The organism is Synechococcus sp. CS-1329 (genome assembly GCF_025128055.1).
GTDB lineage: Bacteria > Cyanobacteriota > Cyanobacteriia > PCC-6307 > Cyanobiaceae > Regnicoccus_A.
Window position 1 is genome coordinate 1 of record NZ_JAHLYS010000034.1, and the last position, 13,456, is coordinate 13,456.

14 protein-coding genes and 2 tRNA genes are annotated in these 13,456 nt (G+C 67.8%); 6 read left to right on the forward strand and 10 right to left on the reverse strand.

The features are described 5' to 3' along the window. Nucleotides 1-151 precede the first annotated feature (151 nt). The 4 genes from aqpZ to yidD form a co-directional block, all read right to left on the reverse strand. Nucleotides 152-874, reverse strand: coding sequence for an aquaporin Z (gene aqpZ / locus KQ304_RS07980; RefSeq protein ID WP_259736577.1), 723 nt, complete (start codon nt 872-874; stop codon nt 152-154). Nucleotides 875-950: 76 nt separating this feature from the next. Next, a complete protein-coding gene (locus tag KQ304_RS07985) occupies nt 951-2,477 on the reverse strand; it encodes a UDP-N-acetylmuramoyl-L-alanyl-D-glutamate--2,6-diaminopimelate ligase (protein ID WP_259736578.1) in 1,527 nt (508 codons plus the stop codon). A gap of 51 nt (nt 2,478-2,528) precedes the next feature. Next, on the reverse strand, nt 2,529-2,834 hold the full coding sequence (locus KQ304_RS07990; RefSeq protein WP_259736579.1) for a glutaredoxin family protein: 306 nt from the start codon (nt 2,832-2,834) through the stop codon (nt 2,529-2,531). Then, on the reverse strand, nt 2,831-3,127 hold the full coding sequence (gene yidD / locus KQ304_RS07995) for a membrane protein insertion efficiency factor YidD (protein WP_259736580.1): 297 nt from the start codon (nt 3,125-3,127) through the stop codon (nt 2,831-2,833). Before yidD ends, KQ304_RS07990 begins: the two co-directional genes overlap by 4 nt. Before the next feature lie 71 nt (nt 3,128-3,198). On the opposite strand from yidD, the gene rpsD reads away from it, so the two are divergent. Continuing rightward, nucleotides 3,199-3,807, forward strand: a complete 609-nt coding sequence (gene rpsD / locus KQ304_RS08000; RefSeq protein ID WP_259736581.1) for a 30S ribosomal protein S4 — start codon at nt 3,199-3,201, stop codon at nt 3,805-3,807. 86 nt (nt 3,808-3,893) lie between these two features. Here the strand turns inward: rpsD and KQ304_RS08005 are convergent, their stop codons facing one another. From KQ304_RS08005 to KQ304_RS08030, 6 genes are all read right to left on the reverse strand, one after another. Continuing rightward, entirely contained in the window at nt 3,894-4,859 is a 966-nt protein-coding gene (locus KQ304_RS08005) for an amidohydrolase family protein (RefSeq protein WP_259736582.1), read from the reverse strand. A 72-nt stretch (nt 4,860-4,931) separates the two neighbouring features. Continuing rightward, the gene (gene trpC / locus KQ304_RS08010) at nt 4,932-5,816 is read right to left on the reverse strand and encodes an indole-3-glycerol phosphate synthase TrpC (RefSeq protein ID WP_259736583.1); all 885 of its coding nucleotides are present in this window, start codon (nt 5,814-5,816) and stop codon (nt 4,932-4,934) included. A 49-nt stretch (nt 5,817-5,865) separates the two neighbouring features. Then, nucleotides 5,866-7,314: a dihydrolipoyl dehydrogenase gene (gene lpdA, locus KQ304_RS08015; RefSeq protein WP_259736584.1), complete on the reverse strand. Its 1,449-nt coding sequence runs from the start codon at nt 7,312-7,314 to the stop codon at nt 5,866-5,868. Beyond that, the gene (locus tag KQ304_RS08020) at nt 7,311-8,198 is read right to left on the reverse strand and encodes an RNA methyltransferase (protein WP_259736585.1); all 888 of its coding nucleotides are present in this window, start codon (nt 8,196-8,198) and stop codon (nt 7,311-7,313) included. Before KQ304_RS08020 ends, lpdA begins: the two co-directional genes overlap by 4 nt. Then, nucleotides 8,173-8,421 carry a hypothetical protein gene (locus KQ304_RS08025; protein ID WP_259736586.1) on the reverse strand — a complete coding sequence of 83 codons (249 nt, stop codon included), beginning with the start codon at nt 8,419-8,421 and terminating at the stop codon, nt 8,173-8,175. The genes KQ304_RS08020 and KQ304_RS08025 overlap by 26 nt, the downstream gene beginning before the upstream one ends. 71 nt (nt 8,422-8,492) lie before the next feature. After that, nucleotides 8,493-8,576: transfer RNA gene (locus KQ304_RS08030), tRNA-Leu, on the reverse strand. Between the two features lie 184 nt (nt 8,577-8,760). Between KQ304_RS08030 and murA the strand changes: the two genes are divergently transcribed. From murA to KQ304_RS08055, 5 genes are all read left to right on the forward strand, one after another. After that, nucleotides 8,761-10,062, forward strand: a complete 1,302-nt coding sequence (gene murA, locus KQ304_RS08035; protein ID WP_259736587.1) for a UDP-N-acetylglucosamine 1-carboxyvinyltransferase — start codon at nt 8,761-8,763, stop codon at nt 10,060-10,062. Between the two features lie 31 nt (nt 10,063-10,093). After that, nucleotides 10,094-10,175, forward strand: a tRNA-Leu gene (locus KQ304_RS08040). Nucleotides 10,176-10,255: 80 nt separating this feature from the next. Beyond that, nucleotides 10,256-11,443, forward strand: a complete 1,188-nt coding sequence (locus tag KQ304_RS08045) for an aspartate aminotransferase family protein (protein ID WP_259736590.1) — start codon at nt 10,256-10,258, stop codon at nt 11,441-11,443. Nucleotides 11,444-11,487: 44 nt separating this feature from the next. Next, entirely contained in the window at nt 11,488-12,666 is a 1,179-nt protein-coding gene (locus KQ304_RS08050) for a folylpolyglutamate synthase/dihydrofolate synthase family protein (protein WP_259736588.1), read from the forward strand. Between the two features lie 50 nt (nt 12,667-12,716). Next, nucleotides 12,717-13,322, forward strand: a complete 606-nt coding sequence (locus KQ304_RS08055; RefSeq protein WP_259736589.1) for a pentapeptide repeat-containing protein — start codon at nt 12,717-12,719, stop codon at nt 13,320-13,322. Nucleotides 13,323-13,456: the final 134 nt, after the last annotated feature.

Here is a 13,456-nt window from a genome sequence, read left to right on the forward strand (position 1 = left end):
CCCCGGCGGGAGCCACCGGGGGCTGCCAACAGGTCAAGGCGCTGGACTCAGAGCGCCGACGCTGGAATCGCAGCAGATCTGAGCCACGGCAGGGCTGTCACGGCAGTGGCGCGCTGATTATTCGTGCAACAGCCTCCTAGGGGCCTGTTGCTCAGTCCTTCGGACCATCCAGGAGGTTGCGCTGCACCCAGCCGGCCAGCAGAGCACCCACGATGGGAGCCAGCCAGAACAGCCACAGCTGGCCAATGGCCTCACCGCCAGCCCAGAAGGCCACACCGGTGCTGCGGGCCGGGTTCACCGAGGTGTTGGTGATGGGGATGCTGATCAGGTGGATCAGCACCAGGCTCAGGCCAATGGGCACGCCGGCGAGATCCTTGATGGCGTCTTTGTGGGTGGTGCCCAGGATGATCAGCAGGAAGATGAAGGTGAGAACCACCTCGATGATCAGAGCCGCCAGCAGGCCGTAGCCACCGGGGGAATGGGCCCCGAAGCCGTTGGTGGCCAGGGGGTTGCTGCCTGAGAGCTCAAAGCCAGCCCTGCCGTTGGCGATGCCGAGCAGCAGACCACCGGCGATCAGGCCGCCCAGCACTTGAGCGGTGATGTAAGGCAACAGGGAGGAGCCTGGGAAGCGTCCACTTGCCCAGAGGCCGAAGCTCACGGCCGGATTGATGTGACAGCCGGAGATATGGCCGATGGTGTAGGCCATCGTCAGCAGGGTGAGACCGAAGGCCAGCGAAACCCCAAGAAAGCCAAGACCCAGGGGGTTGGCATCACCCTGGGCATAGGGGAATACGGCAGCGAGTACTGCACTGCCGCAACCACCGAAGACCAACCAGAACGTACCGATCATCTCGGCGAGGAACTTCCTCGACATGGGCACAGGCGAAGCCATAACGAAGGCGATCAGAAGTGGGACCCGGTTAAAGTAGTTGTTAATGGGTCCGAAAGCATCAGCCCAGCCTCAGCCGCAGGGCCTTTTCCGCCTCCTCACGGTCATCGAAGTGGATCTTGGTGGTGCCCAGGATCTGGTAATCCTCATGGCCCTTGCCGGCGATCAGCAGCAGGTCGCTCGGGCCGGCCGCGGCAATGGCGGCGGCAATCGCGGCGGCCCGGTCCACCTCCACCGTCAGCTCAGTGCCGGCCGGAATGCCCACCACCACGTCGTCGAGGATGCGCTGGGGATCCTCGGTGCGGGGGTTGTCGGAGGTCAGCACCACCCGGTCGGCCAGCCGCGCGGCGATCGCGGCCATCTGGGGGCGCTTGCCCCGGTCGCGGTCACCGCCGCAGCCGAACACACAGACCAGCTGGCCCTTGGTGAAAGGCCGGCAGGCCGCCAGCGCATTTTCAAGACCATCGGGGGTATGGGCGTAGTCCACCAGCACCGCCGGCAGCTCCCTGGCCTCGGGCAGCACCACCCGCTCCATCCGGCCGGGCACGCCGCGGAAGCTGGGGATGGCCTCCAGCAACCGATCCAGGGGCAGGCCCTGCTGTTGCAGCACCCCCACCGCCTGCAGCAGGTTCATCAGATTGAAGCGGCCCACCAGGGGTGAGCGGAACGCCCCGCGCCCCAGGGGCGTGATCAGGGTGCCGCTCACCCCGTCGGCGGCGAAGACCAGGTCGTTGAGGCGCAGCTCGGCCAGATCCTCGGCGCCCGCACCAGCGGCCGGCGCGGCCAGGGAGCTGCGCCAGAGCCGCTCCCCCAGCCGCTTGGAGAGCTGAGTGGCCAGCTGTGCTCCCCAGGGGTCGTCGATGTTCACCACGGCCGTGCCATCCAGCCGCTCCGCTGAGAACAGACCCGCCTTGGCCTCGAAGTAGGCCTCCATCGAGGGGTGGTAGTCGAGGTGGTCCTGGGTGAGGTTGGTGAACACCGCCCCGGCGAAGTGACAGCCGGCCACGCGGCGCTGGTCGAGGGCGTGGGAACTCACCTCCATGGCCGCCAGCTGGGCTCCGGCCTCCAGCGCCCGGGCCAGCTGGCCCTGGAGCACATCGGCGAAGGCGGTGGTGTGCGAGGCCATGACACTGTGCCCCGGCCAGCGGTTGAGCAAGGTGCCGAACAGGGCCGTCGACTGACCGCAGCCGGCGCTGAGGTGCTCGATCAGATGGGTGGTGGTGGTCTTGCCGTTGGTGCCGGTGACACCGATCAGGGCCAGGCGCCGGCTGGGGTCGTGCCAGAACGCGGCCGCCAGACGGCCGGCCCATTCCGCCACCGGCTCCTGCAGCACCAGCACCGGATCAGCGGGCCCCGGCGGGCACTGGGCCGCCGCCGCCGGCCCGATCAGGGCCGCCGCTGCCCCCCGCTCCAGGGCAGTGGGCCAGAAGCTGCCGCCATCCACCTGCCCCCCGGGCAGACCGATGAACAGAGTGCCGGCGCTGACGCTGCGGGAGTCGCAGCTCAGGCCGGTGACAACGGCATCGTTCAGCTGGGCAGGAATCGCCACTGCACAGTTCTGCAGAAGAGAGTGGAGCAGCTGGGGCATTGGAAAGTGATCCCCAGGGGTGGGGAGCGGCGCTTTGGAGTTCGCGCAGTTTTAGGCGCTCGCAGGCGGGCTGGGCAGCTCGGCCAGACACTTCCGCAGCCAGCGCTGCAGGCCCTCCCCCCCCAGCCGCGGCCCCACCCGCGGCAACAGCTGCGGCTGCCCCTGCCGCAACACCGCCAGCAGCGGCACCTCCAGCCCGTAACGGGCCTGCAGCTCGGGATCGTGATCCACATTCACCACCTGCAGCGGCGGCGGTGGCAGCAGGGCCCGCAGCCGCTCCTCCAGGCCCTGGCACAGGCAGCAGCCATCACGGCTGTAGAGCAGCAGCGGCGGCAGGGGGGATGCGGGCTGGTTCACTCGGGCACCGGATCGCAACCGCAGGGAGTGAAGGGGTGGCAGCGCAGCAGGCGTCTGAGGGTGAGCCAGCCGCCCCGCCAGGGGCCATGGCGCTGGATCGCCTCAAGGCCATAGGCGCTGCAGCTGGGGATGAAGCGGCAGCGGGGACCGAGCAGGGGCGAGAGCCAGCGGCGGTAGCCGCTGATCAGGGCGAGCAGGAGCTGCTGCAGCCCCCGGCTGAGGCCTGAGAAGCCAACGGATAAGATCGTCAACTGGCGTTGCACGACCGGGTGCCTGGAGGATGCCTCCAGCATGCTCCCCGGACGGCCTGGCCCACGGCCAGCCTGTGCTTCGTTCCAGAACCCCGTCCTCTGTTTCTGTCTGCATGTCTCGCTACCGCGGTCCTCGCCTGAGGGTGACGCGGCGCTTGGGAGACCTTCCCGGTCTCACCCGTAAGTCCGCCAAGCGGGCTTATCCCCCCGGTCAGCACGGCCAAGCCCGTCGCAAGCGCTCCGAATACGCCATCCGCCTCGAAGAGAAGCAGAAGCTTCGCTTCAACTACGGCATCTCCGAGCGCCAGCTCGTGCGCTACGTGAAGAAAGCGCGCGCCCAGGAGGGTTCCACCGGAACCAATCTGCTGAAGCTGCTGGAGAACCGTCTCGACAACATCTGCTTCCGCCTCGGCTTCGGCCCCACCATTCCCGGTGCCCGCCAGCTGGTGAACCACGGCCACATCGCCGTGAACGGCCGTGTGGTCGATGTGCCCAGCTACCAGTGCCGCCCCGGCGACGTGATCGTCGTGCGTGAACGCAAGGCCAGCCGCCAGCTGGCCGAAGGCAACCTGGAATTCCCGGGTCTGGCCAACATTCCCCCCAACCTCGAACTCGACAAGGCCAAGTTCACCGCCAAGGTGAACGCTCGGATCGAGCGCGAATGGGTAGCCCTTGAGATCAACGAACTGCTGGTGGTGGAGTTCTATAGCCGCAAGGTCTGATCCTCGGGATTCATCCCATCCACAATGTTGGTTCGCTTCACCCCGCCTCCGGCGGGGTTTTTTCATGCCCCAGCCTGCTGCGCCCTTCATGCCAGACGCAGGACGCGCTGAGCATTGGTGCGGCACACCTTGATCCGCTGGTCTTCAGAGATGGCGGCGTTCTCGATCCAGTCGGCAGCCAGCTGAATATCCTCGTAGGGGTAATCAGTGGAAAACATGACCGCGTGATCGCCCAAGGCTTCCAGGGCACAGCGCAGGGGTGCATCCGCACACACCCCGGAAGTTGTCACAGTGAGATGACGCTTCAATATTTCCGAGGGGGGCTGGCTCAAGGCGCGACCCAGGGTCGTCACAGCGGCACGGCTGTCCAGGCGCCAGAGCATGTAAGGGAGCGTTTCCCCCATGTGGCCAAGGATCAGCCGCGCCCTGGGATGGCGCTCAAACACCCGGGCAAACACCAGGCGGAGCATGTGGGTGGCGGTGTCGCAGGTCCAGCTCCAGACGGCGCCCTCCAGTTCAGGGTGACCGCGGAAGGCCAGGGTGTGCTCGCTGACCAAGCCCGGGTGCAGGTAAAGCGGTACGTCAAGCTGCTCAAGCGTGTGCCAGAAAGGGGCGAATTGGGGCTCGTCGAGGTAAGTGCCGTTGGTGGCACCATTGATCAGCACCCCCACAAAGCCAAGCTCCTGCACACAACGCTTGAGCTCGCTGCAAGCGGCCTCCACATCCTGCAAAGCCACACAAGCGAAGCCCCGAAACCGTGCCGGGTCAAACGCCGTGCGTGTGTGCAGAAAATCATTCGCTCGGTGGGCAAGATCCACCGCATGGTGTGCATCCCCAATGGCTTGCACACCAGGTGCTGTCTGGGACAGCACGGCCATGGAGATCCCGGCTTGGTCCATCACTCGGAGGCGCTGTTCGGCTAATTCCGGCAAGGCCGCCTCGATGGTGGCAAGCACTTCGGGATCGAAAAACGCAACGTCGTTGATCGATGGCTCCAGGCCTGGAGCACTAAAGTGCTCCTCCAGGGCGATCTTGCTGATGAGCTCAGGCATCGGTGTCGGCTACGGCCCAATGAACTTAGGAAGCATCAACGAGAAGTTCAGAGGGCGTGGGGAGAGTTGCCCTCAACCGACGATCAGCTTCTCCAGCGCGGCGGTTACATCCGGCTGGCGCATCAGGGCTTCACCCACCAGCACCGCATCGGCGCCGGCGCCCACCACGCGATCGAGATCCTCCCGGCTGGCCAGCCCCGACTCACTCACCAGCAGGGCGCCCTTGCGGCGCAGGCGCTCGCCGAAGTGGGCCATCAGCTCCTCGGTGGTGGCCAGATCGGTGTGGAAGCTGGTGAGATCCCGGTTGTTGATGCCGATCATCTCCACCCCATCGAGGGCCAGCGCCCGCTCCATCTCAGCGGCATCGTGCACCTCCAGCAACACCGCCAGGCCGAGGGCATGGGCCACCTTGAGCAGGTAGGTGAGGTCCTGGTCGGTGAGGATCGCCGCGATCAGCAGGGCGGCATCGGCCCCGGCGGCGCGGGCCTGATACAGCTGGTAGGGGGTGAGGATGAAGTCCTTGCAGAGCAGGGGCAGCTCCACCGCCTGGCGCACGTCCACCAGCACCTCGAAGCCCCCCTGGAAGAAGGCCTTGTCGGTGAGCACCGAGAGGCAACTGGCACCGCCCGCCTGGTAGCCGCGGGCGATGGCTATGGGGTCGAAGTCTGCGCGGATGACGCCCTTGCTGGGGCTGGCCTTCTTCACCTCGGCGATCACGGCCGGCTTGCGGAAGCTGGCGCGCAGGGCGGCCACGAAGTCGCGGCAAGGGGGGAGGTCGGCCACCTGCTGCTTGAGCTTGTCGAGGGGCACCCGCTCCCGCGAGCTGGTGAGTTCCCGGTCCTTTTCCCAGAGGATCTCCTCAAGGATGTGGCGAGGCGCCGCCTCCTCGTGGGGAATGCCGAACTGCAGGTGAGCCACCCGCACGGGGGGATTGGGCGGGCGGCGACGGATCTCCAAGGATTGGCGGCAACGGAAGCAGTGGGGAGATCGTAGGAGCGCTGAGGCGTCAGGCCAGAGCCGCGGCCGCCTGCTTGTAGGCCACCTCCACCACTTCGCTCAAGGTGGGGTGGGTGTGCACCTCGTTGGCCAGCTCGCGCACGCTCTGGCGCCGGGCCACGGCATTGGCGATCTCCTGGATCAGGTCAGCGGCATGGAGGCCATAGATGTGGGCCCCCAGCACCTCACCGCTGGAGCGGTTGAACAGCAGTTTCATCAGGCCGTCGCTCTCCAGCTCCGCCAGGGCCTTGGAGTTGGCCTTGAAGTAGCTGCGCACCAGCCCCAACTCGAAGCCGTTGCTGGCGGCCAGCGCTTTGGCGTCAGCTTCGCTGAGGCCCACGGAGCTGATCTCGGGATGGGTGAAGGTGGCCGCCGGAATCGAGCGGTAATCGATCAGGCGCTGGTGACCCAGGATGTTGTCCACCGCCACACCTCCCTGGGCAGCGGCCGTGTGAGCCAGCATCATCTTGCCGGTGACATCACCGACGGCCCAGAGATGCGCCACCGGCTTGTCATCCACCAGCACGCGCATGGCCTCATCCACCGGAATGAAGCCGCGGTTGGTGGTCACTCCGACACTCTCGAGGTTGAGTTCCTTGCTCACGGGCACCCGACCGGTGGCCACCAGCACCGCATCCACCTCCAGGGTTTCCACCGGCTCACGGCTGGCCATCTCCACCAGCTCGATCCGCACCGGTGAACCTGGGGTCACTGTTTTGGCCAGCACACCGGCGCGGGCGTCGATGTCGCGGCCGTCGATCAGCTTGCGGGCGGCGATCTTGGCGATGTCGGGATCAAAGGTGGGCATCACCCGATCCAGCGCCTCGATCATGGTGACCTCACAGCCAAGGGCCGTGTAGACGTCGGCGAACTCCAGGCCGATGTAGCCGCTGCCGATGATCGCGATCCAGCGCGGCAGCCACTCCAGGCTGATGGCCTCGTCGCTGGTGAAGACGGTGCGGCCGTCGGTTTCGATGCCGGGGGGCACAAAGGGATCGGAGCCGGTGGCGATGATCACGTCGCGGGCGGAGTACACCCGCTCGATGCCGCTGGCTTCGCGCACGGCCACCCGCTGGGGGCCCTCCAGCCGGCCCTTGCCCCGCAGGATCGTGGCGCCGGCGCGCTCCAGGCTCCTGGTGAGGTTGGTGCGGATCGCGGCCACCAGCTGGTTGGCGTGGTCGGCGATCTTCTGGCGCTCAAAGCGCACCGGAGCCGCATGGATGCCGAAGCCGCGCAGGTGCTCCGCATCGGCCAGCTCCCGCACCCGGCCGCTGGCGGCCAGCAGGGCCTTGGAGGGCACGCAGCCCCGGTTCACGCAGGTGCCGCCCATGTCGCGGGACTCCACGATCGCCGTGCGCAGGCCATGGTCGGCGGCGTGCTTGGCGGCGTCGAAGCCGCCGTAGCCGGCACCGATCACGATCAGATCGAAGTCAAAGCTGGCTGCACTGGCGTCGCTCACCTGAACTGCTGCGGTTGTTGCCCCGCATTCTCCCCCGTCAGCTGACGCCAGCGTTCCAGCAGCAGCGGTGCGGCGGCCACCGCCACATTCAGCGATTCCACCGCCCCGCTGTGGGGAATGGTGACCTGGTGGCTGCTGGCCGCCAGCAACTCCGGCGCCAGCCCGGCTCCCTCGTTACCGAGCAGCAGCACCGTGGGGCGGGTCCAGTCGAGCTGCCAATAGGGCCTACCGCCGGCCACCACCGAGGCCACCACCTGGGCGCCGCCGGCGCGGGCGCTCTCAAGGCGGGGCAGCAGCTGCTCCAGCCGGCGGCAGGGCAGGGCCAGAGCCGCGCCCGCCGAAGCGCGCAGCACCTTGGGCTGGAAGGGGTCGGCACCCTCCCCCAGCCAGAGCTCCTGCACCCCCGCCGCCAGAGCCGTGCGCATCAGAGTGCCGAGATTTCCGGGGTCCTGGAGGCGATCGAGCGCCAACACCAACCCAAGGCTTTCGCCCCCAAGGCCCTGGTCAGCCGGGGGCTGCGGCCACGGCAGTGTCAGCACCACCCCATCGGGGTGGGCGGTGGTGGCCACCGCCTCCAGCACCGGCTCAGCGACCGGCTGCAGCAGCGCGGCCATCCGCGGATGGGCCGTCAGCAGCGCGTGGTGCCGCTCGATCCAGCTGGGGCTGGCCAGCACCTGATCGGGCGAGAGGCCCAGGCGCAGGGCCTCCTCCAGCAGATGGGTGCCCTCCAGCAGCAGCAGGCCCTGCTCCCGACGACCTCGGGGCTGGTGCAGAGCACGGAAGCGGCCCACAAGGGGATTGCGGCGGCTGCTGATCAGCTCAGGAGCGCGGGAGTGCCTAGTGAAGCCCTCGCTGGGATCAGAAGGTCTGACGGCGGCGCACATGCATGGGGTCCTTGATCAGGATCCCGGACTCTTCCAGATCAATGCCACGGATCGAGGCCACCTCGCCTTGGATGCCCTCGCTGCTGAGATTCTCCACCAGCCGACTCACCACAATGTCTTCGATGGTGGATTCATCCATGCCATCGGGAGTGAGGCTTTCCAGAAACTTACCGATCTTCTTGGCGACCACCTCAGAAGAATTCGTGATCTTGATGACAATCATGGCTGAGGCGGCACCACGGCTAAAACAATGGTCCCCGCAGGGGAGAGAGGAGGGCGTGGGCTGGAGAAAAGTGCGGATGGGGAGACTTGAACTCCCACGACATTGCTGCCACTAGTACCTGAAACTAGCGCGTCTACCAATTCCGCCACATCCGCTGGCGCGCCGCCGAAGCGACCGAGTAACCCTAAATCACGGAGTGCCGCTCCGGCCAGCGCCTGAGTCGCGGCCAGAAGCAATCAGGCAAACGTGCGACCAAAAATGACAGTTCAGCGGGCGGCCACCTAGACGATTGCCCGCTCGCTTGTCAAGATTCCGGAACCAAAAGTCGGCCCGAATTTCATGACCCTGACCGTCGCACCCACATTCACCTCCCTGCTGGTGCCCCAGCTCGAGATCACAGGTGGACGACGGCTCGACGGTGAGGTCAGGGTCAGCGGCGCCAAGAATTCCGCCCTGGTGCTGATGGCGGCCTGCCTGCTCACCAGCGACACCCTGCGCCTGAGCAATGTCCCCCCGCTCACCGACATCACCGGGATGAGCGAAATCCTCACCGCCCTGGGGGTGCGCGTGAGACGTGGACCCGACTGGGTGGAGCTCGACGCCAGCCACCTCAGCCAGTCGACCCCCCCCTATGAGCTGGTGAACAGCCTGCGGGCGAGCTTCTTCTGCATCGGCCCTCTGCTGGCGCGTCTGGGCCTGGCCAAGGTGCCCCTGCCCGGTGGCTGCAAGATCGGCTCCAGGCCAGTGATCGAGCATGTCAAGGGTCTCAAGACCCTCGGCGCCCAGGTGAGCATCGAGCACGGGGTGGTGTCAGCCGCCGTGCCCGGCCGCAGCCAGCGCCTCAGCGGCGGCCGCATCCACATGGAATGCCCCAGCGTCGGCGCCACCGAAACGCTGATGATGGCCGCCACCCTGGCCGATGGCGAAACGGTGATCGAGAACGCCGCCCTCGAGCCCGAGGTGGTGGACCTGGCCGGCCTGCTCAATGCCATGGGCGGCCGCGTCAGCGGCGCCGGTACCCCCACGATCGTGATCGATGGCGTCGAGCGCCTGCACGGCGCCGACTACGCCGTGATCCCCGACCGCATCGAAGCTGGCACCTTCCTGCTGGCCGCCGCCATCACCCGCTCCAGCCTGCGGGTCACCCCGGTGGTCCCCGACCACCTCGGCGCGGTGCTCACCAAGCTGGTGGAGGCGGGCTGTGAGCTGATGGCCGACGGCGAAGGCATGACCCTGCGCGCCGAACACATCAAGGCCGTCGACCTGCGCACCCAACCGTTCCCCGGCTTCCCCACCGACCTCCAGGCCCCCTTCATGAGCGTGCTGGCCACCGCCCAGGGCACCAGCATGGTGGTGGAGAACATCTTCGAGAACCGGCTCCAGCACGTGGCTGAGCTGCAGCGCATGGGTGCCGATATCCGCATGCAGGGCAACACCGCCCTGGTGGAGGGGGTGGCCCGTCTCAGTGGCGCCCCTGTGCAGGGCACTGATCTGCGCGCCTCGGCCGCGATGGTGCTGGCCGGCCTGGCGGCCGATGGCGTCACCACCGTTCAGGGCCTGGACTTCCTGGATCGGGGCTACGCCGATTTCGAGGGCAAACTCAACGCCGTCGGCGCTTCAATCCGGCGCCTGGAGCCCTGAGCCAGCTGCTGCCACGTAAAGTGGCCTTTGCGGGAGCGTGCCGGAATTGGTAGACGGACTCGACTCAAAATCGAGCGCCTTCGGGCATGTGGGTTCAAGTCCCACCGCTCCCATCTCCCCGGCTCGGGCCAGCCAGCCGCCCCCCCAACCGCAGGGCCCCACCGAGGTGGATCACTCGCCGGTCTCGGCGGTGATGGACACCTATGCCCGTCTGCCCCTGGAGCTGGTCAAAGGGCGTGGGGTCTGGGTGCGTGACCAGCAGGGACGCCGTTATCTCGATTGCGTGGCCGGAATCGCCACCTGCACGCTGGGCCACAGCGATCGAGTCATGCGTCGGGCCCTGGGCCAGCAGCTGGGCAAGCTGCAGCACGTTTCCAACCTCTACAGGATTCCCGAGCAGGAGGAACTGGCCCGCTGGATCGTGGGGCGCAGCTGCGCTGATCGGGTCTTCTTCTGCAATTCCGGCGCCGAAGCCAATGAGGCCGCCATCAAGCTGGCCCGCAAGCACGGCCATCAGGTGCGCGGGATCGAGCGGCCGCTGATCCTCACCGCCCAGGCCAGCTTCCATGGCCGCACCCTGGCCACGGTGAGCGCCACCGGCCAGCCCAAATACCACCAGGGCTTCGAGCCGATGGTGGAGGGTTTCCACTTCTTCCCCTACAACGACACCGCGGCCTTCGAAGCGCTGCTGAGCCGCTGCGAAGCCGACGGTCCGCGCGTGGCGGCCGTGATGCTGGAGCCCCTGCAGGGGGAGGGGGGCGTCAACCCCGGTGATCCGGCCTTCTTCCAGCGCGTGCGCCAGCTCTGTGATCAGCACCGCATCCTGCTCCTCTTCGACGAGGTGCAGATCGGCATGGGCCGCAGCGGGTGCCTCTGGGGCTACGAAAAGCTGGGTGTCGAACCCGATGCCTTCACCACAGCCAAGGGGCTGGGCGGTGGCTTCCCCATCGGCGCCCTGGCGGTGAAGCAGGCCTTCGATCACTTCCGACCCGGCGACCACGCCAGCACCTTCGGTGGCAACCCGCTGGCCTGCAGAGCCGCCCTGACGGTGGCCCAGGAACTGGAGCGGCGCCTGCTGGTGCCCCATGTGCAGCAGATGGGCGAGTTGCTGCAGCACTTACTGGCTGAGCTGGTGAGCCGCCACCCCCAGCGGTTGGAGGGGGTGCGCGGCTGGGGCCTGCTCCAGGGCCTGGTGCTCAGGCCGGAGTCCCCCACCGCCCCCCAGATCGTCCAGGCCGCCATTGAGAAGGGCCTGTTGGTGGTGCCCGCCGGGCCTCGGGTGGTGCGCCTGGTGCCTCCCCTGGTGATTCAGCCCCGCCAGCTGCGCCTGGCGGTGGCGCTTCTGGAGCAGGCCCTGTTATCGATTCCTTCGCCGATCTGATCGAGCCGTTCAACCGCCGCGGGGTTGATCTGGGCCTGGAGCGGATGCGCAGCGCCCTGGCGGAGCTGGGCCATCCCGAACGCCGCTACGCGGCGGTTCAGGTGGCGGGCACCAACGGCAAGGGGTCGATCTGCACCCTGGTGCACGCCGCCCTGCTGGCCAGTGGCCGGCGCGCCGGGCTCTACACCTCTCCCCACCTGGTGAGCTGGTGTGAGCGCATCCGGCTGGGGGATCAGCCCATCGCCGAGCCGCAGCTGCGCCAGTTGCTGGGCGATCTGCAGCCCCTGGCCCGGCGCCACGACCTCACCCCCTTCGAGCTGGTGACCCTGGCGGCGTTCCAGGCCTTCGCCGACGCCCACCTCGAGATCGTGGTGCTGGAGGTGGGCCTGGGGGGACGACTGGATGCCACCACCGTCCACCCAGACCGCCAGGTGCTGGGATTCGCCTCGATCGGCATGGACCATGCCGAGGTGCTCGGCGCCACGATCGCGGCCATTGCCACGGAGAAGGCAGGCATCTTCAGCCCCGGCAGCCTGGCGGTGAGCGGTCCCCAGCAGCCCGAAGCCGCGGCAGTGCTGCGTCAGCGCGCCATCGAGAGCGGCAGCTCCCTGCTCTGGGTCGACCCGCTGGCCAGCGACGGCGAGCATCTGCTGGCCGGCTCCCTGCGCTGGCGCAGCGGCCTGCCCGGCCTGGTGCAGCGCCATAACGCCGCCGTGGCCCTCGGCCTGGTGCGGGCCCTGCGCCAACGGGGCTGGACGATTCCCGATCAGGCCATCGTTGAGGGCTTTGAGGGGGCCCGCTGGCCGGCGCGGCTGCAGCCGGTGCTCTGGCGGGGGCATCCCCTGCTGCTGGATGGGGCCCACAACCTGCCGGCCGCCGAAGCCCTGCGCCAGGAGCTGGATCAGACCGGCGCCAGCGCAGACGGCCGCTGCTGGCTGCTGGGGGTGCTGGCCAACAAGCCGGCGCCAGCGATGCTGCGCGCCCTGCTGGCCCCATCCGATCGGGCCTGGCTGGTGCCGGTGCCGGAGCACGCCTGCTGGAGCCTGGAGGCCTTGCTGGCAGAGGCGCCCGAGCTGGCCGGACGCCTGCTGGCGAGCCCCACGCTGGCAGAAGCCCTCAGCGCCGCCACGGCCAGGGCTGGCGGCCAGGCGGTGGTGGTGGCGGGATCGCTGTACCTGATCGGCGGACTGATCGCTTCAGGGGCCATCGAGGACTCGTGGTGATCCAGCGGGGTGATCCAGGGGAGAGTGGAGACCACCTCCCACAGCAGCCCATGACCCCCGCCACGCATCCGATCCAGCCCAAAGGCCACCAAGGTCAACAGCAGCCCCGCCGCCGCAGGCCCGCCAGCCTGGGCGCCCTGCTGCTGGCGCTGCTGGCGGCCGCACTGCTCAGTAGCCCCTGGAGTGCCCCCGCCTTCGCCCTCGACACCAGCACAGGGGTGGGCCTGCAGGATCGTGCCCTGTTTCAGGACCGGGTCGATTACACCCTCACCAATCAGGACGGCAAGGACTTCAGCGGCCAGCAGCTGGCCAACACCTCCTTCGCCGGGGTGATGGCCCGGGATGCCGATTTCAGTGGCGCGGATCTGCGTGGAGCGATCCTCACCCAGTCGGCGTTTCTGCGCTCCGACTTCAGCGGCGCCGATCTCTCCGATGCCCTGATGGACCGGGCCGATTTCAGCGGCACCGACCTGAGCGGTGCCCTGCTGCGGGGCGTGATCGCCGCCGGCAGCAGCTTCAACGGCGCCCTGATCGACGACGCCGACTTCAGCGATGCCCTGCTGGATCGCTCCGATCAACGCGCCCTCTGCCGGCGCGCCCAGGGCACCAACCCCACCACCGGGGTGAGCACCCGCCTCAGCCTCGACTGTCCCTAAGAGTTTGCTGAAAAACCCCGCTTCCTCTGCGAGAATGAGTCAACTGCCCCAGGTTTGATGCGAGGTCAGCAGGAGCGCAGCGGCTCCTTGTTCTCCTACGTCTCGATCGAGGAGCGGATCCCGGCCAGCCATCC

Excerpts from the sequence above, each read along its gene's own strand:
- KQ304_RS08055 (WP_259736589.1), top strand. The coding sequence starts at position 12,717 with ATGACCCCCGCCACGCATCCGATCCAGCCCAAAGGCCACCAAGGTCAA.
- KQ304_RS08025 (WP_259736586.1), bottom strand. The coding sequence starts at position 8,421 with ATGATTGTCATCAAGATCACGAATTCTTCTGAGGTGGTCGCCAAGAAG.
- KQ304_RS08020 (WP_259736585.1), bottom strand. The coding sequence starts at position 8,198 with ATGTGCGCCGCCGTCAGACCTTCTGATCCCAGCGAGGGCTTCACTAGG.
- KQ304_RS08005 (WP_259736582.1), bottom strand. The coding sequence starts at position 4,859 with ATGCCTGAGCTCATCAGCAAGATCGCCCTGGAGGAGCACTTTAGTGCT.
- KQ304_RS08050 (WP_259736588.1), top strand. The coding sequence starts at position 11,488 with ATGCGCAGCGCCCTGGCGGAGCTGGGCCATCCCGAACGCCGCTACGCG.
- murA (WP_259736587.1), top strand. The coding sequence starts at position 8,761 with ATGACCCTGACCGTCGCACCCACATTCACCTCCCTGCTGGTGCCCCAG.
- aqpZ (WP_259736577.1), bottom strand. The coding sequence starts at position 874 with ATGTCGAGGAAGTTCCTCGCCGAGATGATCGGTACGTTCTGGTTGGTC.
- rpsD (WP_259736581.1), top strand. The coding sequence starts at position 3,199 with ATGTCTCGCTACCGCGGTCCTCGCCTGAGGGTGACGCGGCGCTTGGGA.
- KQ304_RS07985 (WP_259736578.1), bottom strand. The coding sequence starts at position 2,477 with ATGCCCCAGCTGCTCCACTCTCTTCTGCAGAACTGTGCAGTGGCGATT.
- KQ304_RS08045 (WP_259736590.1), top strand. The coding sequence starts at position 10,256 with ATGGACACCTATGCCCGTCTGCCCCTGGAGCTGGTCAAAGGGCGTGGG.
- yidD (WP_259736580.1), bottom strand. The coding sequence starts at position 3,127 with ATGCTGGAGGCATCCTCCAGGCACCCGGTCGTGCAACGCCAGTTGACG.